Here is a 25,030-nt window from a genome sequence, read left to right as displayed (position 1 = left end):
GCGTGCTCCATGCCCCACGGTGATCAGCGCCGGGGCTCAAGGTTTTGTCACAGCCGTCGGCGGGACCGGCGCTCCGCGCGCGCGTCGACGAGTCCGCCGACGACGATGCCCGTGCCGAGGAAGGCGGCCGTCGCGAACAGCAGGGTGACCTCGTAGTACGGCGCCGGCGTCGCCCGGGCTGCGGCGCACGCGGCGCCGGTGGCGGCGAGCACGGCGAGCCCGAGCCGCCCTGCGTCGGCCGGCGCGTCCCGCCAGGAGAGGGCGATGGCGGTGACGGCCACCCAAACGCCTGCCGATTCGGCCAGCCGGGGCGTGCCGAACACGACGCCGTACCGGATGGCGAGGGCGGGCAGGAAGAACAGGGCGAGCCAGTGGCCCAGGGCATGGTGCGCGAAGGCCTGCGTGGGTCCGGGGGCGGCCGGTTCCCGCAGACGGGCGGCGGCACCGCGGAGGCCGGCGAGCGCGAGGACGGCCACCGCGGCCATGGGCAGGCGTTCGCCCAGCCGTCCCAGGTTGTAGAGCAGAGCGGTGTCGTAGACGACGAGGACGAGCGTGCCCAGGGCGCCGAGCGACCCGATGAACACGAGCAGTCCCGGCACGGAGGCAGGCGTGCGGGAGGTGTGCGTGTCCCGTCCCGCGAGCCACCGCAGCAGACAGGGGGTCAGGACGGCCGAGACACCCCGCACGACGATGTCGTCGACCGTGTACGGATTGCGCAGATCCCACTCCACCAGGCAGAACACGACCGTGTACGACACAGAGGCCGCCGGCAGCAGGGCGGACCGGGCGATCGCCCGGTACAGGCCGGCGTCGAGCCACCGCACCACGGTCGCGAAGGCCAGCAGGACGAAGGGGAGTTCGAGGAAGGCCTGGGCGCGCAGGACCGAGGGAGCGAGCAGTCCGGGTGCGGGGAAGCCGTCGGCGAACCGTCGCAGCACGGGGTTGCCGGAGGCGAGCTCGAACCATCCCGGCGGCAGGTACCGCGCGACGAAGGACGGGTCACCGCCGTGGACGCGCACCACGTACACCGTGAACAGCACCTGGTTGACGTAGACCAGCCCGGTCACCACCGCAAGCGCGGTGAGCGGCGGCATCGAGCGGCCGGGGCGCGGCCCGGCCGGGACGCGCCGGGCGGCGGCCGCCACCCGGGGGGCGAGCACGAGAGCCAGTACGACCGAGGCGACCGTCACGACGTCCACGAACACGGGCACCACCGTAGGCCAGGACCTCGGGCCGGCCGCTGGTCTCGGTCACCCTCCTGGAGAGGGACGGGCAGGCCGGTTGCCCACAGGGCCCGGTGATGTCCGGCCGGCCCCATGAGCTCGGTCAGTGGGTGGCGGTGGCGTCGCGGCACAGCAGGCGCAGCGAGCCGTGGCCGCCGTAGGTCCGCCGGGCCTCGTCGATGGGGTCCCAGAGCCGGCCGTCGGGTGTGCGCACCCAGTGCTCACCGCCGCTCCCCCACCACTCGGCACCGGTCTGGCGGACGATCACCTCACCCGCGTAGGCACCGAAGCCGCGCAGCACGGTCTCGACGGCGGCGTACGGCGGCCCCTCGCGGCGGATCTCCTCGATCATCCGGTCGACCCGCCACAGGCTCTGCGCCGTGTAGTCGAGCCGCACCCGGGCGCCCTCGCGCATCGTCGCCACGGCGTCCGCGGCCCACCGCACGGGCTTCGCCGCGGCGTGCGGCCGGGTCTCCTGCTGTGCTGTCACGTAATGGGCTGTCACATAGGGAAGAGCGAGCGGCCCCGGCCATCCGTCACGCGATTCCGCGGCGTTTCGCCAACCGTCGCGGAACCACCCCACGGCGACCGCAGGACAGTCACAGGACTCGCCCACAAAGGGGGTCCGACCAGCTCGGCGCACCCTCGCAGTGCGCACACGCGTCCTGTTTCGCTCACGCCCCGCTGCGCGCCCGCCGCGACACCACCGCGCGCAGAACCCGGCGCCCCTCGATCGACAGGTCCAGCGCGCGGCGCAGACCGTTGGGGCCGTGCTCGGCGAGGACCTCCAGGACCGTCGTCTGCCGGCGCAGCTCCGCCGCCACCAGCGGAGGCAGGTCCGCCGTGTCCCCCGTCCGGCCGGCATCCACGCCGTCCGCCGACGTGCCGTCAGCCGCGGGATCGAGCAGCCGGTGGATGCGCAGCGAGGCGACCGAGCAGGCGTCGGCCCAGGGACGTATCGCCTCGGCGGTGCGTGCCGCCGGGGCCGCATGGAGCATGCGGCGGGTCAGTCGAGCGGCCTCGTCGTCGCCGGGCTGCTCGGCGTCGAGCGTCCCGCGGGCCTTGTCCAGGCTGTCGCCCCAGCCGGAGCCGTCGGCGAGGCTCGCCCACAGGGGCCGCAGCAGCTCGTCGTCGGCGCCGAGCAGCGGCAGGCACCGATCCAAACAAGCCAACCCGCTGGCGGCCAGTCCGCGTTCGTCGGCCTGTGCGATCAGTTCCACGAGGCTCATGCAGTGTCTCCCTCGCCGGGGCGCCGACCGTTACGGAGCCCGCACTTCCCTTTACTGCGTGATACGGCGCGGGAGTGTCACAGCCGGGGTTCGCAGAGGTTTTCGGCCAAGTCAGCCCAGCCGGTTCGCCAGTTTCCGGAAGTCGGTCCAAGACAGCGCCGGCGTGCCCGGGTCCCACAGCTTCTGCACGGTGGCCCGCAGCGGCAGCCGTATCCCGGCCGCCACCTGGGCCTGCGTCTGGGCGTCGGGGAAGTCGCACCAGACCGCGAACGAGCCGCCGGGTATCTGGCCGTCGTAGCCGGCCGGCACTGCGGTCGTGCCGCGCAGCACTCGCGGGTTCCACTGCTGGTAGATCCGCTGCCCGGTCGGGTAGACGAAGGTCTGCGGCTGGCCGAGGACGTAGTAGAGGAACTCGTCGTTGTAGTTGAGCACCTTGCGGCCCGCGCTCAGATACTCCACCGGCTGGCGGGCGCCGATCTCCTTGCCGGTCCAGTAGGCGACCTGCAGGTCCTTGGCCGCCTGCACCGAGGTCCCGCGGTAGAAGCCGTCGTTCCAGGCCCTCATGGTCCTGCCGTGGGCACGGACGGTGGCGGCGCGGTCGTCGAGCCAGCCGGTGGTGAGGTCGGCGACGGTGCCGCCGGAGCCGTACTTCTTCCGCGCGGCGGCTGCCAGCTGCGGATAGGAGGCCTGCGGGTCCTTCACGGTCAGCGCCTGGTACTCGTCGCCGCCGAGGTGCCACTGGCCGCCGGTGAACAGGCCCGCGTACTCGTTCAGCAGATCGTCGACGAGCTTCGCGGAGGCGGGCTTCGAGATGTCGATCGCGCCCTTGGTGGCGACCCCGCTCGCGTTGCGCAGCTGGAGCTCGGGGTGGGCGGCGAGGACGGCGCCCAGGTGTCCCGGCGAGTCGATCTCGGGGACGACGGTGATGTGCCGACTGTTCGCCAGGCCCACGATCCGCCTGACCTGCGCCTTGGTCAGGTGATCCCTGGAGACGATCTCGGGGTGGGTACTGGACTCGATCCGGAAGGCCTGGTCGTCGGAGAAGTGCAGGCCCAGCTCGTTGAACTTCAGATCCCCCAGCTCGCGTATCCGGTCCTCCATCCAGGACTCGGAGAACGGTTTGCGCGCGATGTCCAGCATGAACCCGCGCACCGGCTTGGCCGGCTCGTCCCGTACGACGCCCTCCGGCGCCGTACCGCCGCCGTGGACCTCCTGCTTCAGCGTCCGGGTGCCGTAGAAGACACCGGCCTCGCCGGGCCCGCTGATGTCGACCCGTCCGCCACGGACCGTCATCGTGTACGACTCCTGGTTACCGTCCCCGCCGCCGAGCGCCAGCCGGACGTCCCCCGCCCGCACGTCGTCCTGCCGCCCCGCGTAGGTGAGTCCCAGCTCCCCGGCTATCAGCCGGCCCTCGTCGGCCAGCTCGCCGTCGCCGATCACCACCCGGTCCGCCTTCTGCGGCTTCCAGCCCGGGCCGCGCGCCGCAGTGGCGGAGCGCACCGCGGGTATCGTGCGCGGCGGCCGGGACAGCGGGTAGGACCGGCTGGGCGTCGGGCTCGCCGGGGACGTGGCCGAGGCGCTGCCGGCCACCCGCCCGGACGACGACTGCCCTTCCGTCCCGCCGCCGTCCGAGGAGGCCCACACGCCGACCCCCGTGCCGAGCGCGACGGTCCCGACGACCGCGGCGGCCACCACCGCCCGTTTGCGTACCTGCTGCGCCGGAGCGCGGCGCCTGTGCTGGGTCACCCCGCCAACGTACGACCGATTCGCACGTACTTCGTCATCGAGGGGTTCCGAAACTCTCCCGTCCGGGTGAATTTCAGGCATCACAGGGACACACAGTGACCACTCTCGATAACCTGACGACACACATTTCACAGCATCCCCTGCCACGCCACATGTGACGCGAGGACCTACGCTGCCCGCCCACTCTCTCCCCCACCTCCCCAAGCCGCTCGACGCCTTCAACGCCGCTCCCGCCGGCGAGGCCCGCGCCGTCCTGCTGCACTGTCTGCGCAGCCCGCGCTGGTCCCACCGCGTCACGGACCACCGCCCGTATCCCGATCTGGAGTCCCTCCTGGCCGCGGCGGACGAGGCGGCGTACGACCTGTCACCGGCCGACCTGGCGGAGGCGCTGGCCGGAGAATCGCTCCCCGACCTGCCCGAGGGCACGTACTCGGCGGCCCACATGGCCATGGGCGCGGCCCGTGCGGCCTACGAGGCCCGGTTCGGGCACGCGTTCGTCATCTATCTGGGGGACACCCACCCGGACGAGTCCCTCGACCGCATCCTCGAGGCGATTCGATCACGATTGGCAAACGATCCCGAGGAGGAGCGGGTGGTGGCGGCGGACGAACTCCGGCGTCTGGCGCGCGACCGACTGGGCCGGTTCCTCAGGGGCGCGGGGAACTGCGCGACCAGCCCCAACGCGCCCGCACACGGTAAATAACAGGGCAATCCGCCCCAGCAGCCGCATTTCTAGCCCGTCCGGTGCCACTTTGATCACACCGGCAGGCCCCCCGTAAGGCACGGCGCGGCGCCTCGCTACGATGCTGGGGGCCGGTGGACCGTACCCGGCCGGGCCCGACCGACAGTGAAGCCGGCGCGGCCCTAGTCCCCGCTCCCGGAGGGTTCTTCCGTGCCGGCTGGAACGCTGTACCGCGGCCGGGAAGGAATGTGGTCGTGGGTGGCTCATCGAGTCACCGGTGTCCTCATCTTCTTCTTCCTGTTCGTTCACGTGCTGGACACCGCTCTCGTGCGTGTCTCCCCCGAGGACTACGACAAGGTCGTAGCCACGTACAAGACGCCGATCGTCGCGCTGCTGGAGTACGGCCTCGTCGCCGCCATCCTCTTCCACGCGCTCAACGGCCTGCGCGTCATCGCCGTCGACTTCTGGTCGAAGGGCCCGCGCTACCAGAAGCAGATGTTCTGGACCGTGATGGGCGTCTGGGTCGTCCTGATGATCGGTGCGATCTACCCGGTCCTCGGCCACGCCGCCCGCGTTCTCTTTGGGAGCTGACGCCGATGTCCACCACTGAAACCACCGCGTCCGGAGTCGGCCCGGTCGAGGGCGCCCCCGTCTACGGCGCCGACAACCCCGCCCCGCTGATCGAGGCGCCGCGCAAGCGCACCAAGAAGTCCCCGAAGTCGACCCGGGGCAACTTCGAGCTGGCGGCGTGGCTGTTCATGCGCCTGTCCGGCATCGTGCTGGTCGTCCTGGTCCTCGGCCACCTGCTGATCCAGCTCGTCCTGGACGGCGGTGTGTCCAAGGTCGGCTTCGCCTTCGTGGCGGGCCGCTGGGCCTCCCCGTGGTGGCAGGTCTGGGACCTGCTGATGCTGTGGCTCGCGATGCTGCACGGCGCCAACGGCCTGCGCACGGTCATCAACGACTACGCCGAGCGGCCGGCCTCCCGCATGTGGCTGAAGGCCCTGCTGTACACCGCCACGGTGTGGACCATCCTGCTGGGCACGCTGGTGATCTTCACCTTCGACCCGAACATCCGCTAGGCACGGGGCTGCGAGAATCATGAAGATCCACAAGTACGACACCGTCATCGTCGGCGCCGGTGGCGCGGGCATGCGCGCGGCCATCGAGTCGACGAAGCGCAGCCGCACCGCGGTGCTGACCAAGCTCTACCCCACCCGCTCCCACACGGGCGCCGCGCAGGGCGGCATGGCCGCCGCGCTGGCCAACGTGGAGGAGGACAACTGGGAGTGGCACACCTTCGACACGGTCAAGGGCGGTGACTACCTGGTCGACCAGGACGCCGCCGAGATCCTGGCGAAGGAGGCCATCGACGCCGTCCTCGACCTGGAGAAGATGGGCCTGCCGTTCAACCGGACCCCGGACGGCACCATCGACCAGCGCCGCTTCGGCGGTCACTCCCGCAACCACGGTGAGGCCCCGGTCCGCCGGTCCTGCTACGCCGCGGACCGCACCGGCCACATGATCCTCCAGACGCTGTACCAGAACTGCGTCAAGGAGGGCGTGGAGTTCTTCAACGAGTTCTACGTCCTGGACCAGCTGATCAGCGAGGTCGACGGCGTCAAGAAGTCGGCCGGTGTCGTCGCCTACGAGCTGGCCACCGGCGAGATCCACATCTTCCAGGCGAAGGCCGTCATCTACGCCTCCGGCGGCTGCGGCAAGTTCTTCAAGGTGACCTCCAACGCGCACACCCTCACCGGTGACGGCCAGGCCGCCGTCTACCGCCGGGGCCTGCCGCTGGAGGACATGGAGTTCTTCCAGTTCCACCCGACCGGCATCTGGCGCATGGGCATCCTGCTGACCGAGGGTGCGCGTGGTGAGGGCGGCATCCTGCGCAACAAGGACGGCGAGCGCTTCATGGAGAAGTACGCTCCCGTCATGAAGGACCTGGCGTCCCGTGACGTCGTGTCCCGCTCCATCTACACGGAGATCCGCGAGGGCCGCGGCTGCGGTCCCGAGGGCGACCACGTCTACCTCGACCTGACGCACCTCCCGCCGGAGCAGCTGGACGCCAAGCTCCCGGACATCACCGAGTTCGCGCGGACCTACCTCGGCATCGAGCCCTACACGGACCCGATCCCGATCCAGCCGACCGCGCACTACGCGATGGGCGGCATCCCGACCAACGTCGAGGGTGAGGTCCTGGCGGACAACACCACGGTCGTCCCGGGCCTGTACGCGGCCGGCGAGGTCGCCTGCGTGTCGGTGCACGGCGCCAACCGCCTGGGCACCAACTCGCTGCTGGACATCAACGTCTTCGGCCGCCGCGCGGGCATCGCCGCCGCCGAGTACTCCGCGACGACCGACTTCGTCGAGCTGCCGGAGAACCCGGAGACCCTCGTCGTCGAGCAGATCGAGCGGCTGCGCAACTCCACGGGCAACGAGCGGGTGGCGACGCTGCGCCGCGAGCTGCAGGAGACCATGGACGCCAACGTCATGGTGTTCCGCACCGAGCAGACGATCAAGACGGCCGTCGAGAAGATCGCCGAGCTGCGCGAGCGCTACAAGAACGTCGCGATCCAGGACAAGGGCAAGCGGTTCAACACGGACCTGCTGGAGGCCATCGAGCTGGGCAACCTGCTCGACCTGGCCGAGGTCATGGCCGTCTCGGCCCTGGCCCGCAAGGAGTCCCGCGGCGGTCACTACCGCGAGGACTACCCGAACCGCGACGACGTCAACTTCATGCGCCACACCATGGCGTACCGCGAGGTCGGCGCCGACGGCTCGGAAACCGTCCGTCTCGACTACAAGCCGGTCGTCCAGACCCGCTACCAGCCGATGGAGCGTAAGTACTGATGGCTACCCCTGTTCTGGACAAGGCGGACGCGGCCGGCCAGCCCGAGCCCGGCTTCGCCGACTCCCCCTACATCACGGTCACCTTCCGGGTCCGCCGGTTCAACCCGGAGGTCTCGGCCGAGGCGACCTGGGAAGACTTCCAGCTGGAGATCGACCCGAAGGAGCGTGTCCTCGACGGCCTCCACAAGATCAAGTGGGACGTCGACGGCACCCTCACCTTCCGCCGCTCGTGCGCGCACGGCATCTGCGGCTCGGACGCGATGCGGATCAACGGCAAGAACCGCCTCGCCTGCAAGACGCTGATCAAGGACATCAACCCCGAGAAGCCGATCACGATCGAGCCCATCAAGGGCCTGACGGTCCTGAAGGACCTGGTCGTGGACATGGAACCGTTCTTCCAGGCGTACCGGGACGTCATGCCGTTCCTGGTCACCAAGGACACGAACGAGCCGACGCGTGAGCGGCTGCAGTCCGCCGAGGACCGCGAGCGCTTCGACGACACGACGAAGTGCATCCTGTGCGCCGCGTGCACGTCGTCCTGCCCGGTGTTCTGGAACGACGGCCAGTACTTCGGTCCGGCCGCGATCGTGAACGCCCACCGCTTCATCTTCGACAGCCGTGACGAGGCGGGCGAGCAGCGCCTGGAGATCCTGAACGACCGCGACGGCGTGTGGCGTTGCCGTACGACCTTCAACTGCACGGACGCCTGCCCGCGCGGCATCGAGGTCACCAAGGCGATCCAGGAAGTGAAGCGCGCGCTCATCACACGCCGCTACTGATCCTTCCCGGCTCCGCCGGTTCGGGCCGAGGGCCCTGCTTCCGATCCTCCGGAAGCAGGGCCCTCGGGCGTTTTTGCTGGGTTTCGACATGGTTTTAACGGATTTGCCTCCTCTGCGGCTCTAATCTGACGACATGGCAGACGATGAGTCCTACGAACTGCTCGGTTTCGACAACGTGCTGCTGCCCGTCGGGAACCTCGGCGAGGCCGTCGACTTCTACGAGCGGGCCGGATTCGCCGTGGGGTTCCGCTTCGACGAGGCCGGGATCGCACTGCTGAAGGTCGGCGGGGAGACACCCGGGATCCTGCTGCGGGCGGACGAGGCGCTGAGCCACCGGACACCGCCGTGGCCCTCACCGCGCATCTGGCTGGAGGTGCCGGACGCGCGGGCCGCGGCGCGGAAGCTGACCGCCGCCGGCATCACGCCCCTGGACCAGGTGTTCCAGGGAGCCACGGGCTGGACCGTGGAGATCGCCGACCCCTGGGGCAACGTCCTCGGATTCACGGACTACACCAAGCGCCGGGAGCTCGGGCGCCGCGGCTGAGGCGGGGACGCACCGGACGTACCGGCGGCAGGACATCGACAGGGGCCGGGTGCCTGCGCCGACGGCTCGTGCGCCACCCGTCGGTCACCTCCGGCGCACTCGTTAGGCTCTTCTACCGTGCCCGCGAAGAACGGCGGCCCCGAGACGGCCGGCTCCCCCAGCAGCAAGTCCGAGCAGACCCGCGCACTGATCCTGGAGACCGCGATGCGGTTGTTCCAGGAGCGCGGGTACGACAAGACCACCATGCGGGCCATCGCCAAGGAGGCAGGGGTCTCCGTCGGCAACGCGTACTACTACTTCGAGGGCAAGGAACACCTGATCCAGGGCTTCTACGACCGGCTCGCCGCCGAACACCGGGCGGCGGTCCGCGAGGTCCTGGACCGGGAGACCGATCTGGAGGCGCGGCTCGCGGGCGTGCTGACCGTCTGGCTCGACATCGCCCGCCCGTACCACGAGTTCGCCGTGCAGTTCTTCAAGAACGCCGCCGACCCGGACAGCCCGCTCAGCCCCTTCTCCCCGGAGAGCGAGCACGCCCGCGAGGAGGCCATCGGCGTCCACCGGGAGGTGCTGGCCGGCTCGAAGTCCAAGGTCGCCCCCGAACTGCGGGACATTCTGCCGGAGTTGATGTGGCTGTCCCAGATGGGTTTGGTCCTGTACTGGATCTTCGACCGCACGGAGGGCCGCGAGCGCAGCTACCGGCTGGCCCGCCGCGGCGCCAGGCTGACCGCCCGCGGCGTGGCCCTCGCCCGGTTCCGGGTGTTGCGCCCCCTGGTCCTCGAGGTCCACGAGCTGTTCACGGACTTCCTGCCCGGCATGACCAAGGCGCTGCCGGACCCGCGGTCCAGGGGACCCAGGGCGACCAGGGGGCACGAGGCGACGAACGAGCCGAGAGCCCGGGAAAAGGACGAGGAGAAGGGGCAGGAAAAGGGCGAGGAAAAGGGCTAGGCGCGCCGGTCAGATCCACTGCAGACGCCACAGGCGGAAGACGCCCGTGCCGTCGTCCAGGTACTGGCTGCCGCCCACGTCCTCCGTGCTGACCACGTACGACTTGCGCTGCCACAAGGGGATGAGCGGGACGTCCTGGGCGACGTCCGCCTGGATGTTCCTGAAGTCGTTCCCGGCCCGGGTCCGGTCGGCGTACTGCTGGCTGTCCAGGATGAGATGGTCGACCAGCTTGTTGCTGTACCCGGTGCTCATCGTGGAGCCGGTGCCCACGAGCGCGGCGCCGAAGGTGTCCGGGTCGGGGTAGTCGGGCACCCAGCCGACCGCCCACGCGTCCATCTTCCCGGCGGCCCAGCGCTTCTGGAAGTCGGTCCACTCGTAGCCCTGGACGTCCACCTTGAACAGACCACCGGCCTCCAGCTGCTTCTTCAGCGCCGCGGCCTCCGCCTCGCCCTCGCCCCGGTTCTTGCCGTAGCCGAAGGTGAACCGGACGGGCAGGGTCACCCCGGCCTGCGTGAGCAGCGCCCGTGCCTTCTGCACGCTCTGCGCCGGGTAGTCGTCGAAGAACGACGTGGTGTGGCCGGTGATGCCGGTCGGGATCAGCGAGTACAGCGGGTCGACCGTGCCCTCGTAGACCGTCGAGGCCAGCTCCTCGCGGTTGACCAGCCAGGCCAGCGCGCGGCGCACCCGCACGTCGTGCAGCGGGGATTGCGGGCGCGTGTTCAGATAGAGGTTGCGGGTCTCGGCGCTGTCGGACTCGTTGACCCGCTTGTTGGGGTCACTCGGGTTCAGCGCGGACAGCATGGTCGGCGGCAGATCCCGGGTGGCGACATCGACCTGCCCCGCCTTCCAGGCACTGTTCAGCTTCGCGGAGTCGGTGTAGTAACGCAGCTCGATCGGGCGGCCGGTGCCACTGAGGTAGCCCCTGTAGTGCCCGTTCGGCTCGAGGTCGGCCTGCTCGCCCTTGGTGTACGAGGTGAGCGTGTACGGGCCGGTGCCGTCGACGGCGCTGCCGGTGCGCAGGGAGCCGGCCGGGTACTTCTCCTTGTCCACGATGGACCCGGCGCCCGTGGCGACCTTCAGCGGGAAGGTGGCGTCCGCGGACGACAGATGGAAGGTGACGGTCGTCGCGTTGTCGGCGGTCACCGAGGCGAGCGTGGAGAACAGCGACGCCGGGCCTACATCGGAGTTGATCTTCTTGACCCGGTCGAAGGAGTACTTCACGTCCTCGGCCGTCATCGTGCGCCCGCTCGGGAAGGTGATCCCCGGCCGCAGCGTGCACCGGTACGTCTTCAGGCCGGCGCCCTGGAAGTCACAGCTCCTCGCCGCGTCCGGGACCGGGTCGACGCCGCCCGGCTCGAAGGTCAGCAGTGACTGGAAGACATTGCTGAACAACGCCCAGGAACCGGCGTCGTAGGCACCGGCCGGGTCGAGGTCCGTGACCGCGTCCGTCGTACCGACCGCGATGCTCTTGTTCTTGTCCCGCTGTGACGGCAGCAGCTGCCAACCGCCGATTCCCACGACCGCCAGCACGAGCAGCGTCACGAGAATGCGCATGCGAACAGATCGCATGGTGGTGCCCTCCCCAGGCCCTTCACAGGCCCTACCCCTGGCCAGCACGATTCGGCCACTCCCCTAGTGGCGCGGCTCACCTAATCACACGGGTTTCGCCTGGGGGAAGGGCTTTCTGACCACATGGGGAAAGAACTTACGGTGGCGTCGTTTCCCCCGGGTTTCACGGCGTCTTCACAGGGTGACAGCGGTTCAGTACGCCGTGCTCATGACGTGCGGCGCAGTGCGCGCAGACCGCGCAACCCGATGACCCCGATGACCGTCCCCCATACGAAGGAAACGACCGCGAGCAGCAGATGCACCCAGAAGTACGCGGTCGGGTGGCCGTCGTCGAAGGCGAGCCCGCTGCTGTCCTTGACCAGGTTCTTGACGAAAGTGACCCAGATGACCCAGGACCACACCCCGAAAGCGAGCAGGAACCAGGAGACCGGGCGGCTGAGCTTCATGGGACCAGTATTGCCGCTCGCCGTCCGGTTCCGTGTCGGGGGTGCGGTCGGTGCTGGGACTTCGTGGTCCACTCCAGGTACGTTCTCGACCGTGTCCGCTCCGAAGAAGACCGGCCGGCGATCCCTGCTGGTCACCTCCGCCACGCTGCTGTCCCTGTCCGTCACCGCGCCCGCCGCCCTGGCCGCCCCGGTCCCGTCGACGAGCCCGGCGGCCACGCCCCCGGCCACCATGTCGACCGTGGGCGGCGTCCGGCTGGGTCAGAGCGGCACCCAGGTCAATCTCGCGCCGGGCGTGCCCGTGCTGCCGAAAGACATCACCGCCCGGTCCTGGATCATCACGGACGCCGAGTCCGGCGACGTGCTCGCCGCGCACGACGCGCACTGGCCACTGCCCCCGGCGAGCACGCTGAAGATGCTGTTCGCGGACACCCTGCTGCCCCGTTTCCCGCAGGAGACCGAGCACAAGGTGATGTCGTCCGACCTCGCGGGCATGGGTGCCGGCTCCAGCGTGGTCGGGATAAAGGAAGGGCACACCTACACCGTCCACGACCTGTGGCTCGGGGTCTTCCTGCGCTCCGGCAACGACGCCGTGCACGTGCTGTCCGCGATGAACGAGGGCGTCGCGCAGACCGTCCGGGACATGCAGGACCACGCCGACGAACTCCAGGCCCTGGACACCCACGTGGTCTCCCCCGACGGCTACGACGAGCCGGGGCAGGTGTCGTCCGCGTACGACCTGACGCTGATCGCCCGCTCCGGGCTGCAGAAGAAGGACTTCCGGGACTACTGCGCGACCGTCAGCGCCAGGTTCGGGTCCGGGGTGATCCGCAACACCAACCGGCTGCTGAGCGGTGACACCGACGTGCCGGTCTACCAGGGCATCGCGGGCGTGAAGAACGGCAACACCACCAACGCGGGCGCCACCTTCACCGGAGTCGCCGAGCGCAACGGCAGGGTGCTGCTGGTCACGGTGATGCACCCGGAGAAGCCCGGGCACAACGAGGTCTACAAGGAGGCCGCCAGGCTGTTCGACTGGGGCTTCCAGGCGGCCGGCAAGGTCAACCCGGTCGGCGAGCTGGTGCGGCCGAAGAGCGCCCTGCCGAGCCCCGCGCCCAGCGCCTCCGCCGCGAATGCCACGGGAACCGGCGGGCCCGGGACCGGGGCGGCGGCCCGCGCGACCGCGGGATCCGGCTCCGGCGTCGGCACCGCGGCCGCGATCGCGGGCGGGCTGCTGGTGCTGCTCGGGGGCGGGGCGTTCCTGGTCAACCGCCGGTGGCCGCTGCCGGACCTGATGCGCCGCCGGTCGCGTCCGTGACGTCGGCCGGCTCTGCGGGGGTCCCGTGCGTCGCCGTCCAGGCGGCGCAGAACAGGACGAGTTTCGCGGTGAAGTTGATCCACAGCAGCAGTGCCACGGGAACACCGAACGCGCCGTACATGCTCTTTGCCGCGACACCTTGAATATAGCCGCTGAGCAGCAGCTTCAGCAGTTCGAAGCCGACCGCGCCGAGCAGTGCGGCCACCAGCAGGCGGCGGCGCGGCGGCTCGACCCCGGGCAGCAGGGTCAGGACGTAGAGCAGGACGAGGAAGTCGGCGAGCACGGCCACCGCGAACGCGGCGATCCGCAGCAGCACGCTGCCCCAGCCGTGCTCGGCCAGGCCGAGTTCGCGTGAGACCAGGCCGACGGCGGCCGAGGCGAGCGTGGACGCGGCGAGCGTGACCAGCAGGGCCCCGCCGAGGCCGAGGAGGATTCCGGCGTCCTTGGCCTTGGCCACCACCGGATTCTGCTGCTGGTCGGGCAGCTCCCACACCGCGCGCAGGCAGTCCCGCGTCTGGCCGACCCAGCCGATGCCCGTGAACAGCAGCACGGCGCCCGCGATGACACCGACGGTGCCGGCGTTCTGCACGAGCGAGGTGAGGTCCAGCCGGCTGGAGAGGACGCCCGGGAACTGCTCGGAGATCTTGTGCTGGACGGTCTGCTGCCGGTCCGGGCTCAGTGTGGCGGCGCTGATCGCGGCGACCAGGGTCAGCAGCGGGAACAGCGCGATGAAGCTGATGAACGTCATGGCCGCGGCCAGCCGTGTCCACTTCACCCGGTCGAGCCGTTCGTAGCAGTGCCACGCGTGCGTCTCCATCAGCCGGGCGACGATCGGCCCGATGCCGGGGAGTCTCTTCAGCCAGTCCATGATCCGTTCCTGCCCCTGCCCCCGCGCTCGTATGACATCCCACTAATCACCCGTTGTGTGGAGCGGGCGAATGTTCCGTAACTAACCACCCGTATATGGGCGATACGGTCACCGACATGCTTGGAGACACGGTTTCCGTGGTCCGCCCGCGGACGTACGAGGAGGCCGCGGCCGCCGTCCGCGACTGCGGGGCGCGCGGCGCCGTGGCCCGGGGCGGCCCGGGACGGCCGCACGGGGACGCGGCGCGGAACGCGGGCGGCGCGGTCCTGGACATGGCCGGCCTCGACCGCGTCCACGTCGTCGACGCCGACGAGGGAATCGTCCTGTGCGGCGCCGGCGTCCCCCTGCACCGGCTGGCCCGACTCCTGCCTTCCCTCGGCTGGTCCGTACCGGTCGCCCCCGTGGGCGGCCGGGTGACCGTCGGCGGCGCGATCGGCGCCGACCTGCACGGCGGCAACCATCCCGTCGCCGGCTCCTTCTCCCGCCATGTGCTGTCCCTGGAGGTGCTCACCGCCGACGGCGAGGTCCACGCGGTCAAGCCGGGCACCGAGCTGTTCGCGGCGACCGCCGGCGGCATGGGCCTGACCGGAGTGATCCTCACGGCCACCGTCCGGCTGCTTGCGGTGGAGACGGCGTACCTGACCGTCGACACCGAACGTGCCACGGACCTCGACGACTTGCTGGCCCGCATGACCGCCGCCCGCGCACGGCAGCGCTACCGCACCGCCCGGATCGACCTGACGGCGCGAGGTGCGGCCACCGGACGCGCCGTCCTCACCCGCGCCGACCACACCCCGCTCGGCGCGCTGCGCCCGGGCACGCGTGCGTGGCGGCACCCGCTGTCCCCCCTCCCCCGCCGCCTGCCGTCCGCGTCCGCCCTCCTCCCCGGCGGCCTCCCCGTCGAACTCCCCGACGGGCCACTGGGCCGCACCGCCGCCGGGCTGCTGGGCGAGTTCCGCCACCGTGCCACGCCACGCGCGCGTGTCGGCGAACTCCGGCCGCTGGCCGCCGCGTTCCCCTCCCCGGCCACCGTCCCGCACAAGCCCGGCGGCCCCGGCCGAGCCGGCCGAGTCCGCCACCGGTTCGCCGTCGGCCCCGGTCAGGAGGAGACCCTGCACCGCATCGTGCGGCGTCTCGCCGCACACCGTTGCGCCTCTGCCCACGCCATCCTCCAGCCCCTCGGGGACGCCGACCCCGGGTGGCTCTCCTTCGCCGTGCCCGGCTGGGCCCTCGCCCTGGACCTCCCAGCCGCGTTCCCCGGACTCGACGGCCTCCTCGACCAGATCGACGAGGAGGTCGCCGCGGCCGGCGGACGGGTGTGCCTCGCCGACGGCTCCCCGCTGCGCCCCGACCTGCTCCCCGTCATGTACCCGCGCGTGGCCGACTTCCGCGCCCTGCGCGCCCGGCTGGATCCGCGCGGCGTGTTCGCTTCCGACCTCGCCCGCAGGCTCGACCTCTAGCATTCCCGCCGGATCCCAGGAGCTGACGTGAAGGACGCCTTCGGTCTCCCCCAGTCCCTGCTCGTCCTCGGCGGCACCTCCGAGATCGCGCTGGCCACCGCGCGCCGGCTGATCGCCCGCCGCACCCGCACGGTGTGGCTGGCGGGCCGCCCCTCACCGGCCCTGGAGCAGGCCGCCGCGAGCCTGCGCGCGCTCGGCGCGCACACCCGCACCGTCGACTTCGACGCCCTCGATCCCGGGTCCCACGAGAGCGTGATCGAAAAGGTCTTCGCCGAGGGCGGCATCGACATGGTGCTGCTGGCCTTCGGTGTCCTCGGGGACCAGGCCCACGACGAGCGGGACCCGGTACGCGCCGCCCAGGTCGCCCGGACCAACTACGCCGGCGGCGTCTGCGCCGGCCTCGCCGCCGCCCGCGCGCTGCAGAGCCAGGGGCGCGGCTCGCTCGTCGTCCTGTCCTCCGTCGCCGGTGAGCGGGCTCGCCGCGCCGACTTCATCTACGGCTCGAGCAAGGCCGGCCTGGACACCTTCGCCCAGGGCCTCGGCGACGCCCTTCACGGCACGGGCGTGCACGTGATGGTCGTACGGCCCGGGTACGTCCAGGTCCGGGGGCCGCTCACGACGACGCCGGAGGCGGTGGCCACGGCGATCGAACTGGGCCTGCGCAGACGTTCGGAGGTGGTGTGGGTGCCGGGAGCGCTGCGGCTGGTGATGTCGGCGCTGCGGCACACACCGAGGGTGCTGTTCCGCAGGCTGCCGATCTGACGGCCGGCACCTACCGGCTGGCGATCTTCCCGCGCACGACGTCGGCGTGGGCGGCCTGGGCGGGTACCACCGATCCCCCGAACGTGTACTCCCGCAGCTTCCGCCACACCCCGTCCGCGCCCTGCTCGTACAGCGCGAAACCCGTGCACGGCCACTGGGCCTCGAACCCGGCCAGCTCCTCGAAGGCGCGGTCCATCGCCGCCTCGTCGATGCCGTGCGCCACGGTGACGTGGGGGTGGTACGGGAACTGCAGCTCGCGCGCCACCGGTCCCGAGGCGTCCCGCACCCGCTGCTGCAGCAGGGTGCAGTCCTCCGCGCCCTGGACGACGCGGACGTAGACCACCGGGGACAGCGGACGGAACGTGCCGGTGCCGGAGAGCCGCATCGGGAACGGCCGGCCGGCCGCGGCGACTTCGGTGAGATGGGCCTCGACGGCGGCCAGTTCGCTCTCGTCGACCTCGGTCGGCGGCAGCAGCGTGACATGTGTGGGGATGCCGTGAGCCGCGGCGTCGCCGAAGCCCGCGCGCCGCTCCTGGAGCAGGCTGCCGTGAGGCTCCGGGACCGCGATCGACACGCCGATCGTTACGGTCCCCACGTCGTCTCCTGTCGTCGTGTCTGTCGTCTTCTCGGCCGTCTCGTCCGGGCCGTCGGTTATCGACTGTACGGCCACGGATGTCCTGTGGGCAGGCGCAGTGGAAGTGATGTGCAGCGCTCCGCCCACTCGGACGTGTGTACGGTCGTGCGCCCGGGCGCCGGTCCGTGCTCCCCCGTGCCGTGCGCCTCGGCGCCGGCCCTTGGTCGTCAGTGTTTGGCCGGCAGGAAACCCACCCGGTCGTAGGCCTGCGCGAGCGTCTCCGCGGCGACCGCGCGCGCCTTCTCCGCGCCCTTGGCGAGGATCGAGTCGAGCGTCTCGGCGTCGTCCAGGTACTGCCGGGTGCGCTCGCGGAACGGCGTCACGAAGTCGACCATGACCTCGGCGAGGTCGGTCTTGAGGGCGCCGTACATCTTGCCCTCGTACTCCCGCTCCAGCTCGCCGATCGACTTGCCGGTGAGTGTGGAGTAGATGGTGAGGAGGTTCGACACGCCCGGCTTGTTCTCCGCGTCGTAGCGGATCACGGTGTCGGTGTCGGTGACGGCGCTCTTGACCTTCTTCGCGGTGGACTTCGGCTCGTCGAGCAGGTTGATCAGGCCCTTCGGCGTGGACGCCGACTTGCTCATCTTGATCGACGGGTCCTGCAGGTCATAGATCTTCGCCGTCTCCTTGAGGATGTACGGCGACGGGATCGTGAACGTCTGTCCGAAGCGGCCGTTGAAGCGCTCGGCGAGGTCGCGGGTCAGCTCGATGTGCTGGCGCTGGTCCTCGCCGACCGGCACCTCGTTCGCCTGGTACAGCAGGATGTCGGCGACCTGCAGGACCGGGTACGTGAACAGGCCGACGGAGGCGCGGTCGGCGCCCTGCTTGGCGGACTTGTCCTTGAACTGGGTCATGCGGCTGGCCTCGCCGAAGCCGGTGAGGCAGTTCATGATCCAGGCGAGCTGGGCGTGCTCGGGGACGTGGCTCTGGACGAAGAGGGTGCAGCGGTCCGGATCCAGACCGGCGGCCAGCAGCTGGGCCGCGGCGAGCCGGGTGTTGGCCCGCAGCTCCTTCGGGTCCTGCGGGAGCGTGATCGCGTGCAGGTCGACGACCATGTAGAAGGCGTCGTGGGACTCCTGCAGGGCCACCCACTGACGGACGGCGCCGAGGTAGTTGCCGAGGTGGAACGAGCCGGCGGTGGGCTGGATCCCGGAGAGCACGCGGGGGCGATCAGCAGTGGCCATGTCGCCCATTGTCTCATCGGCTGGGGCGGGATCGGCCCATGAGGTGGGGTGGCGCGGGGCGTGGGGACCGCGGACCGTCGTGGTCGCTCGCGCGGCCCCCCGCGCCCTTCAGGCGCTTCAGCCCAGGTCGACTTCGGGGTACAGCGGGAAGCCCGCCACCAGGTCGGTCGCCCGCTGGGCGATCTCCTGGGCGACCTTCTCGTCCAGGACGTGGGCCGCCTTGGAGGGGGCGCCCGACTTGGTGGTGCCCGGCTCGGTGGTGGTGAGGACGCGGTCGATGAGGCCGGCGACCTCGTCCATCTCGGCGGTGCCCAGGCCCCGGGTGGTCAGCGCGGGGGTGCCGATGCGGATGCCGGAGGTGTACCAGGCGCCGTTGGGGTCGGCCGGGATGGCGTTGCGGTTGGTGACGATGCCGGAGTCCAGCAGGGCGGCCTCGGCCTGACGGCCCGTGAGGCCGTAGGAGGTGGTGACGTCGATCAGGTTGAGGTGGTTGTCCGTGCCGCCGGTCACCAGGGTGGCGCCGCGCCGCATGAGGCCCTCGGCCAGGGCGCGGGAGTTGTCGACGATGCGCTGGGCGTAGTCCTGGAAGGCGGGCTGCCGCGCCTCGGCGAGGGCGACGGCCTTGGCGGCCATGACGTGCGGCAGCGGGCCGCCGAGGACCATCGGGCAGCCGCGGTCGACCTGGTCCCTGAGGGAGTCGTCGCACAGGACCATGCCGCCGCGCGGGCCGCGCAGCGACTTGTGGGTGGTGGTGGTGACGATCTGGGCGTGCGGGACCGGGTCGAAGTCCCCGGTGAGGACCTTGCCGGCGACGAGGCCCGCGAAGTGGGCCATGTCGACCATGAGGGTCGCGCCCACCTCGTCGGCGATCTCGCGCATGATCCGGAAGTTCACCAGACGGGGGTACGCCGAGTAGCCCGCGACGACGATCAGCGGCTTGAACTCACGGGCCTGGGCGCGCAGGGCCTCGTAGTCGATGAGGCCGGTGGCCGGGTCGGTGCCGTAGGAGCGCTGGTCGAACATCTTGCCGGAGATGTTCGGGCGGAAGCCGTGGGTGAGGTGGCCGCCGGCGTCCAGGGACATGCCGAGCATCCGCTGGTTGCCGAAGGCCTGGCGCAGCTCGGCCCAGTCGGCCTCGGAGAGGTCGTTGACCTGGCGGGCGCCGGCCTTCTCCAGGAAGGGGGCCTCGACCCGGTCGGCGAGGACGGCCCAGAAGGCGACGAGGTTGGCGTCGATGCCGGAGTGCGGCTGCACGTAGGCGTGGCGGGCGCCGAAGAGTTCCCGTGCGTGCTCGGCGGCCAGCGCCTCCACGGTGTCGACGTTGCGGCAGCCGGCGTAGAAGCGGCGGCCGACGGTGCCCTCGGCGTACTTGTCGCTGAACCAGTTGCCCATGGCCAGCAGGGTGGCCGGGGAGGCGTAGTTCTCGGAGGCGATCAGCTTGAGCATCTCGCGCTGGTCGGCGACCTCCTGGCCGATGGCGTCGGCGACGCGCGGTTCGACGGCGCGGATGACGTCGAGGGCGGCTCGGAAGGCGGTGGACTCGGTGGACAGGGGCTGCTGCTCTGGCATGAGGACCTCCGGACGATGTGCGTACAGCGTTCACGTTCGGCCCAGGCGCACGGCACTTTCTTCCACTGGGGCCGCTCCCCGATGGTCCGTCCCATCCCAGCGCGCCAGTCACGGCCCGCTGATCAGCCTACCGGGCGAGCCGGACGGCGCAGCTCCCGCGTCCACCATGCGAGCGGGGATAGGAAGGAGTTCATCGTCGTGTCCCCGTCGCGTTCTCGTCGTCTCCGGGAGAGGCCATGACCACTGCAGAAGACCTCATCAGCGCCGCCGAAGCGCACTGTGCGCCCACCTACCGTCCGCTGCCGGTCGTCGTGGCCACGGCGGAGGGCGCGTGGATGACGGACGTGGAAGGGCGGCGGTACCTGGATCTGCTGGCCGGCTACTCGGCGCTCAACTTCGGCCACGGCAACCGGCGGCTGATCGAGGCGGCGAAGGCTCAGCTGGAGCGGGTGACGCTGACGTCCCGCGCCTTCCTGCACGACCGGTTCCCGGCGTTCTGCACGGAGCTGGCCGAGCTGTGCGGGATGGAGATGGTGCTGCCGGTGAACACCGGCGCCGAGGCGGTAGAGAGCGCGGTGAAGACGGCCCGGAAGTGGGGGTACCGGGTGAAGGGCGTGCCCGCGGAGATGGCGAAGATCGTGGTGGCGGGCGGCAACTTCCACGGGCGTACGACGACGATCATCAGCTTCTCCACCGACCCGGAGGCCCGGGCGGACTTCGGGCCCTACACGCCCGGGTTCGAGATCGTGCCGTACGGCGATCTCACGGCGATGCGTCAGGCGCTGACGGAGAACACCGTGGCGGTGCTGCTGGAGCCGATCCAGGGCGAGAACGGCGTGATCGTGCCCCCGGCCGGCTATCTGCCCGCCGTCCGGCAGCTGACGCGCGAGCGGAACGTGCTCTTCGTCGCCGACGAGATCCAGTCGGGACTGGGCCGGACCGGGCGGACGTTCGCGTGCGAGCACGAGGGCGTGGTCCCGGACATGTATGTGCTGGGCAAGGCGCTGGGCGGCGGGATCGTGCCGGTGTCGGCGGTGGTCTCGAGTGCGGAGGTGCTCGGGGTGTTCCGGCCGGGCGAGCACGGGTCGACGTTCGGCGGGAACCCGCTGGCCTGTGCGGTGGCACTGGAGGTGATCGCGATGCTGCGCACCGGCGAGTTCCAGGCGCGGGCGGCCGGGCTGGGCGAGCGGATGCACCGGGCGCTGGCGGCGCTGCGGGCGACGGGCACGGTGACGGCGGTGCGCGGCCGCGGGCTGTGGGCGGGCGTGGACGTCGCGCCGGGGGCCGGCACGGCAAGGGAGGTGTCGGAGCGGCTGATGGACCGCGGGGTGCTGGTGAAGGACACGCACCGGACGACCGTACGGATCGCCCCGCCGCTGGTGATCGGCGAGGAGGACCTGGACTGGGGGCTGGAGCAGCTGGCGGCGGTGTTGAGCGGCTGAGCGGCGGCCGAGTCCGCAGACCGGTGAGAACGGCCGCCCGGGCGACCCGCCCTTTCACCACTCCCCTAGAGTCCCTCTGTGTTGTTCGGAATGGTGTGCGCCCTCGGCGCGGCGGTCTGCTTCGGTACCGCGACGGTGTTGCAGGCGGTGGCCGCGCGGTCGGCCGGCGCGGGTGGTGGGGGCGAGGCGGCGCTGCTGCTGCGGGCGCTCAGACAGTGGCGGTACCTGGCCGGGCTGGCGCTGGACGGGCTCGGTTTCCTGTTCCAGATCGCCGCGCTGCGGTCCCTGCCGATCTATGCGGTCAGCGCGGCCCTCGCGTCGAGTCTGGCGGTGACCGCGGTGGTGGCGGCGCGCCTGCTGCGGGTGCGGTTGAGCGGCACGGAGTGGGGTGCGGTGGCCGTGGTGTGCGCCGGGCTCGCCATGCTGGGGCTGGCGTCCGGGCCGGAGGGTGCGGAGGACGGCTCGGACGCGTTGCGGTACGTGATGCTCGGCGTGGCCGTCGGGATACTGCTCCTCGCCCTCGCGGGCGGGCGGTTGTCCGGGCCGGGACGGGCGCTGGTGCTCGGCCTCGGGGCCGGTTTCGGGTTCGGGGTGGTGGAGGTGTCGGTCCGGCTGATCGACAGCCTGGCACCGGCGGATCTTGTCACCAACCCGGCGGCCTACGCCCTGCTGATCGGGGGTGGCGCCGCGTTCATGCTGCTGACGTCGGCTCTTCAGCGGGGGTCGGTGACGACGGCCACGGCCGGCATGGTGATCGGGGAGACGATCGGTCCGGCGGCCGTCGGTGTGGTCTGGCTGGGGGACCGTACGCGGGAGGGCCTGGCCTGGCTGGCCGTGCTCGGTTTCGTGGTGGCCGTGGTGGGGGCGATGGCGCTCGCACGCTTCGGGGAGGCGCCGGTGGAGGAAGGGGCCGCCTGAGGCGGCGGAGACCTTCGGCTTCGGGGCGCCGATCCCTACGGCAGGACCCTGCACAACGCGTCCAGTGCCCCCGCCCAGGCGCTGTCCGGCGGCGTCGCGTAGCCCACGACCAGCGCGTCCAGCGGCTCGGTGACGGCCTGCGGGTGCCGGTGGAAGGACAGGCCGTGCAGGGCGAGGCCCTGCCAGGCCGCCGCCTGGATCACCGACTGTTCCATGCCGTTCGGCAGGCGCAGGACCGCGTGCAGGCCGGCGGCGATGCCGGTGACCGTCACCTCGGGCGCGCGGGCCGCGACGGCGGCGGCGAGGGCGTCACGGCGGCGCCGGTAGCGCAGGCGCGAGGAGCGGACATGACGGTCGTACGCGCCGCAGGTGAGGAACTCGGCGAGGGTGAGCTGCTCCAGCGTACCCACGGTGTCGGTGCCGCCCTTGGCCCGGGCCGCCTCCTCGGCGAGGGACGGCGGCAGCACCATCCAGCCCAGCCGCAGTCCGGGGGCCAGGGACTTGCTGGCGGTGCCGAAGTAGATGACGCGGTCGGGGTCGAGGCTCTGGAGGGCGCCGACGGGCTGGCGGTCGTAGCGGAACTCGCCGTCGTAGTCGTCCTCCAGGATCAGCCCGCCGGTGCGCCGCGCCCAGTCCACGACGGCGGCCCGCCGGTCGGGGTGCAGGGGCGTGCCCATGGGGAACTGGTGGGCCGGGGTCAGGAGTACGGCGCCCGCCCCCGCCGGCGCCCTTGGATCCGTGCCGAGTTCGTCGTACGGGAGGGCCGGGGTGGCGAGTCCGGACCGCCGGAGCAGATCCCGGTGCACGTCGAGGCCGTACGACTCGACCGCGACCGTGTGCACCCCGCGCGCGCCGAGGAGCGTGGCGGTGATCCGCAGGGCGTGAGCTAAACCGGAGGTGATCAGGACCCGCTCGGGGTCCGCACGGACGCCCCGCACGCGCGCGAGATACCCGGCCAGGGCGGTACGCAGTTCGGGGCGGCCACGCGCATCGCCGTAGCCGAGGGCGTGGTACGGGGCGGTGGTGAGGGCGCGGCGGGCGGCCGCGAGCCACTCGGCGCGCGGGAAGGCGGCGAGGTCGGGAGTGCCGGGGACGAGGCTGTGGACCGGGCGGGCCGGTTCGCTGCGCCGGGGCGCCGGCGCCCGGTCGGGCGTGCCGTCCGCTGCCGTACCGGACGCGGGTGGGCGATCCGCTGGTCCTGCCCGGGCCCTGGGACGCGGCCGGCGCGCGCGTGTTCGCCGCGGCCGGGTTTCCGGCGCTGGCCACGCCGAGCGCGGGGGTGGCCGCCTCGCTCGGGTACGCGGACGGGGCCACCCCGGCCGGTGAGATGTTCGCCGCGGTCGCCCGGATCACGCGAGTGGTGGACGTGCCGGTGTCGGCGGACGTCGAGGGCGGCTACGGCCTCGCGCCGAAGGAGCTGGTGGAGCGGCTGCTGGAGGCGGGTGTCGTGGGGTGCAACATCGAGGACTCCGACCGTGGTGTCCTCAAGGACCCGCAGGAGCACGCCGAGTACCTCGCCGAGGTGCGCTCGGCCGCCGCGGACCGGCTGTTCGTCAACGCCCGGGTCGACGTCTTCGCGCACGGGGACGGCGACCCCGGACGGGCCATCGAGCGGGCCGCGTTGTACGTGGCGGCGGGCGCGGACTGCATCTATCCGATCCTCGCCCCCGTCGGCGTACTGCCCCTGCTGCGGTCCGGGATCCAGGGTCCGCTGAACGCACTGGCCCGGCTGGACGGGAGCGGCCCCTCGCCCGCCGGACTCGGCGAACTCGGGGCCACCCGCATCACGTTCGGGCCGGGACTCCATCACAGGGCGACCGCCGCGCTGACGGAGATCGCCGCCACCCTCCGGGGCCAGTGTCGCAGCACCCGGGATGTTCAGGACAGCCACTGTTTCCACACGGAGGGGTGACTGTCCACCCACTTCTTGGCCGCGGCCTGGGGGGAGAGCTTCTCGTCGGCGATCATCAGGGAGACGTCGTTCTGGTCCTCGGTCGTCCACCTGAACTTCCTCAGGAAGGCCGCCGCCTTGCCGCCGGACTTCGCGAAGCCGGCGTTCAGGTACTTCTGCAGCGGGGTGTGCGGGTAGGCGCAGGCGACCTTTGCCGCGTCCGCGTCGCAGCCCTCCCGGTACGGCGGCAGTTTCACCTCGGTCATCGGGACCTTCTTGAACAGCCACTGGGGCGAGTACCAGTAGGTCAGGAAGGGCTTCTTCTCCTTGGCGAACTGTTTCATCTGGGTGATCTGGGCGGCCTCGGAGCCGGCGAAGACGACCTGGTAGTCCAGCTTCAGGTTCTGTACCAGGGCCTTGTCGTTGGTGACGTACGACGGCGAGCCGTCCATCAGCTGGCCCTTGCCGCCGCTCTCCGCGGTGCGGAAGAGCGAGGCGTACTTGTTGAGGTTCTTCCAGTTCGTGATGTCGGGGTGCTGCTTGACGAGGTACGTCGGCACGAACCAGCCGATGTGACCGGTCACCCCGAGGTCGCCGCCCCGCGCGATCGTCTTCTTGTCCTCGACGTACCGCTTCTCCTGGTCGGGGTGACCCCAGTCCTCCAGGATCGCGTCGACCCGGCCCTGGCTGAGCGCGTCCCAGGCCGGCACCTCGTCCACCTGGACGGTGTCGACGCGGTAGCCCAGCTCGTGCTCCAGGAGGTACTGGGCCACGGCGACGTTGGACTGCGCGCCCACCCAGGACTGCACGGACAGGGTGACCGTCTTCGAGCCCCGGGCGTTCGCGAACGGGCTGGCCTGCTTGGTCATGTCGGCGGCACCGCAGCCGGTGAGCAGCGACACGGTGGCCGCTCCGGCGGCGGCCAGGGCCGTCCTGCGCTTGAGCCCCGTCGGTTTCAGCTGCTTGCTCAT

Annotated in this window: 24 protein-coding genes, 1 pseudogene and 1 riboswitch; of the genes and pseudogenes, 13 read left to right on the top strand and 12 right to left on the bottom strand. The window is 71.3% G+C overall.

All coding sequences use genetic code 11. The features are described from left to right. Positions 1-47: 47 nt before the first annotated feature. The 4 genes from ABZ919_RS07075 to ABZ919_RS07060 all read right to left on the bottom strand — a co-directional run bounded on the left by ABZ919_RS07075 (position 48) and on the right by ABZ919_RS07060 (position 4,198). Entirely contained in the window at positions 48-1,205 is a 1,158-nt protein-coding gene (locus tag ABZ919_RS07075) for a hypothetical protein (RefSeq protein WP_361243652.1), read from the bottom strand. Between the two features lie 121 nt (positions 1,206-1,326). Next, positions 1,327-1,713 (bottom strand): hypothetical protein, encoded by a 387-nt coding sequence (locus ABZ919_RS07070; RefSeq protein ID WP_361243650.1) that lies wholly within the window; start codon positions 1,711-1,713, stop codon positions 1,327-1,329. Between the two features lie 184 nt (positions 1,714-1,897). Next, positions 1,898-2,452: a hypothetical protein gene (locus ABZ919_RS07065; protein ID WP_361243648.1), complete on the bottom strand. Its 555-nt coding sequence runs from the start codon at positions 2,450-2,452 to the stop codon at positions 1,898-1,900. Between the two features lie 111 nt (positions 2,453-2,563). Then, entirely contained in the window at positions 2,564-4,198 is a 1,635-nt protein-coding gene (locus ABZ919_RS07060; protein ID WP_361243646.1) for a glycoside hydrolase family 20 protein, read from the bottom strand. 154 nt (positions 4,199-4,352) lie between these two features. Between ABZ919_RS07060 and ABZ919_RS07055 the strand changes: the two genes are divergently transcribed. The 7 genes from ABZ919_RS07055 (at position 4,353) to ABZ919_RS07025 (ending at position 10,001) form a co-directional block, all read left to right on the top strand. Further along, on the top strand, positions 4,353-4,901 hold the full coding sequence (locus ABZ919_RS07055; RefSeq protein ID WP_361243644.1) for a 2-oxo-4-hydroxy-4-carboxy-5-ureidoimidazoline decarboxylase: 549 nt from the start codon (positions 4,353-4,355) through the stop codon (positions 4,899-4,901). A gap of 189 nt (positions 4,902-5,090) precedes the next feature. Next, complete coding sequence (sdhC, locus tag ABZ919_RS07050) at positions 5,091-5,471, top strand: succinate dehydrogenase, cytochrome b556 subunit (RefSeq protein ID WP_361243642.1); 381 nt, start codon at positions 5,091-5,093, stop codon at positions 5,469-5,471. A gap of 5 nt (positions 5,472-5,476) precedes the next feature. Next, the gene (locus ABZ919_RS07045; protein ID WP_361243640.1) at positions 5,477-5,959 is read left to right on the top strand and encodes a succinate dehydrogenase hydrophobic membrane anchor subunit; all 483 of its coding nucleotides are present in this window, start codon (positions 5,477-5,479) and stop codon (positions 5,957-5,959) included. A gap of 19 nt (positions 5,960-5,978) precedes the next feature. Beyond that, the gene (gene sdhA / locus ABZ919_RS07040; RefSeq protein WP_361243638.1) at positions 5,979-7,733 is read left to right on the top strand and encodes a succinate dehydrogenase flavoprotein subunit; all 1,755 of its coding nucleotides are present in this window, start codon (positions 5,979-5,981) and stop codon (positions 7,731-7,733) included. After that, entirely contained in the window at positions 7,733-8,512 is a 780-nt protein-coding gene (locus ABZ919_RS07035; RefSeq protein WP_201832048.1) for a succinate dehydrogenase iron-sulfur subunit, read from the top strand. Before sdhA ends, ABZ919_RS07035 begins: the two co-directional genes overlap by 1 nt. A 133-nt stretch (positions 8,513-8,645) precedes the next feature. Continuing rightward, entirely contained in the window at positions 8,646-9,056 is a 411-nt protein-coding gene (locus ABZ919_RS07030) for a VOC family protein (protein ID WP_361243636.1), read from the top strand. A gap of 117 nt (positions 9,057-9,173) precedes the next feature. Beyond that, complete coding sequence (locus ABZ919_RS07025) at positions 9,174-10,001, top strand: TetR family transcriptional regulator (RefSeq protein ID WP_361243634.1); 828 nt, start codon at positions 9,174-9,176, stop codon at positions 9,999-10,001. Positions 10,002-10,010: 9 nt separating this feature from the next. Here ABZ919_RS07025 and ABZ919_RS07020 read toward each other — a convergent pair whose 3' ends face one another. Both ABZ919_RS07020 and ABZ919_RS07015 read right to left on the bottom strand, forming a co-directional pair. Continuing rightward, complete coding sequence (locus ABZ919_RS07020) at positions 10,011-11,555, bottom strand: ABC transporter substrate-binding protein (RefSeq protein WP_361243632.1); 1,545 nt, start codon at positions 11,553-11,555, stop codon at positions 10,011-10,013. A 221-nt stretch (positions 11,556-11,776) separates the two neighbouring features. Beyond that, positions 11,777-12,016 carry a hypothetical protein gene (locus tag ABZ919_RS07015; RefSeq protein WP_361243630.1) on the bottom strand — a complete coding sequence of 80 codons (240 nt, stop codon included), beginning with the start codon at positions 12,014-12,016 and terminating at the stop codon, positions 11,777-11,779. Positions 12,017-12,107: 91 nt separating this feature from the next. Between ABZ919_RS07015 and ABZ919_RS07010 the strand changes: the two genes are divergently transcribed. Next, the gene (locus tag ABZ919_RS07010) at positions 12,108-13,331 is read left to right on the top strand and encodes a D-alanyl-D-alanine carboxypeptidase (RefSeq protein ID WP_361243628.1); all 1,224 of its coding nucleotides are present in this window, start codon (positions 12,108-12,110) and stop codon (positions 13,329-13,331) included. Here ABZ919_RS07010 and ABZ919_RS07005 read toward each other — a convergent pair. Beyond that, entirely contained in the window at positions 13,279-14,199 is a 921-nt protein-coding gene (locus ABZ919_RS07005) for a YihY/virulence factor BrkB family protein (RefSeq protein ID WP_361243626.1), read from the bottom strand. The genes ABZ919_RS07010 and ABZ919_RS07005 overlap by 53 nt on opposite strands. A 116-nt stretch (positions 14,200-14,315) precedes the next feature. On the opposite strand from ABZ919_RS07005, the gene ABZ919_RS07000 reads away from it, so the two are divergent. Beyond that, positions 14,316-15,659, top strand: coding sequence for an FAD-binding oxidoreductase (locus ABZ919_RS07000; RefSeq protein WP_361243624.1), 1,344 nt, complete (start codon positions 14,316-14,318; stop codon positions 15,657-15,659). Between the two features lie 27 nt (positions 15,660-15,686). Then, positions 15,687-16,421 carry an SDR family NAD(P)-dependent oxidoreductase gene (locus ABZ919_RS06995; RefSeq protein ID WP_361243623.1) on the top strand — a complete coding sequence of 245 codons (735 nt, stop codon included), beginning with the start codon at positions 15,687-15,689 and terminating at the stop codon, positions 16,419-16,421. 10 nt (positions 16,422-16,431) lie between these two features. Here ABZ919_RS06995 and ABZ919_RS06990 read toward each other — a convergent pair whose 3' ends face one another. From ABZ919_RS06990 to ABZ919_RS06980, 3 genes are all read right to left on the bottom strand, one after another. Next, positions 16,432-17,016 carry a 2'-5' RNA ligase family protein gene (locus tag ABZ919_RS06990; RefSeq protein WP_361243621.1) on the bottom strand — a complete coding sequence of 195 codons (585 nt, stop codon included), beginning with the start codon at positions 17,014-17,016 and terminating at the stop codon, positions 16,432-16,434. Between the two features lie 206 nt (positions 17,017-17,222). Next, a complete protein-coding gene (trpS, locus tag ABZ919_RS06985) occupies positions 17,223-18,239 on the bottom strand; it encodes a tryptophan--tRNA ligase (protein ID WP_361243619.1) in 1,017 nt (338 codons plus the stop codon). Between the two features lie 117 nt (positions 18,240-18,356). Further along, positions 18,357-19,808 carry a glycine hydroxymethyltransferase gene (locus tag ABZ919_RS06980; RefSeq protein WP_361243617.1) on the bottom strand — a complete coding sequence of 484 codons (1,452 nt, stop codon included), beginning with the start codon at positions 19,806-19,808 and terminating at the stop codon, positions 18,357-18,359. 32 nt (positions 19,809-19,840) lie between these two features. Then, a riboswitch (ZMP/ZTP riboswitch) is annotated at positions 19,841-19,930 on the bottom strand. 114 nt (positions 19,931-20,044) lie between these two features. Between ABZ919_RS06980 and rocD the strand changes: the two genes are divergently transcribed. Continuing rightward, positions 20,045-21,250, top strand: coding sequence for an ornithine--oxo-acid transaminase (gene rocD, locus ABZ919_RS06975; RefSeq protein WP_361243615.1), 1,206 nt, complete (start codon positions 20,045-20,047; stop codon positions 21,248-21,250). A gap of 90 nt (positions 21,251-21,340) precedes the next feature. Next, entirely contained in the window at positions 21,341-22,168 is an 828-nt protein-coding gene (locus ABZ919_RS06970) for a DMT family transporter (RefSeq protein WP_361244083.1), read from the top strand. Between the two features lie 35 nt (positions 22,169-22,203). Here ABZ919_RS06970 and ABZ919_RS06965 read toward each other — a convergent pair. Then, positions 22,204-23,286: pseudogene (locus ABZ919_RS06965) on the bottom strand (PLP-dependent aminotransferase family protein); the annotation flags it as partial. A gap of 62 nt (positions 23,287-23,348) precedes the next feature. On the opposite strand from ABZ919_RS06965, the gene ABZ919_RS06960 reads away from it, so the two are divergent. Next, a complete protein-coding gene (locus ABZ919_RS06960; RefSeq protein WP_361243613.1) occupies positions 23,349-24,080 on the top strand; it encodes an isocitrate lyase/phosphoenolpyruvate mutase family protein in 732 nt (243 codons plus the stop codon). On the opposite strand, the gene ABZ919_RS06955 is transcribed toward ABZ919_RS06960, so the two are convergent. Further along, a complete protein-coding gene (locus ABZ919_RS06955; protein ID WP_361243611.1) occupies positions 24,047-25,030 on the bottom strand; it encodes an ABC transporter substrate-binding protein in 984 nt (327 codons plus the stop codon). The two genes, ABZ919_RS06960 and ABZ919_RS06955, sit on opposite strands and share 34 nt — an antisense overlap.

The sequence above is a fragment of the Streptomyces sp. NPDC046759 genome, assembly GCF_040645475.1.
Taxonomy (GTDB): domain Bacteria; phylum Actinomycetota; class Actinomycetes; order Streptomycetales; family Streptomycetaceae; genus Streptomyces.
Note: the sequence above shows the minus strand (reverse complement) of the source record. Positions and strands in the feature narration are given on the sequence as shown.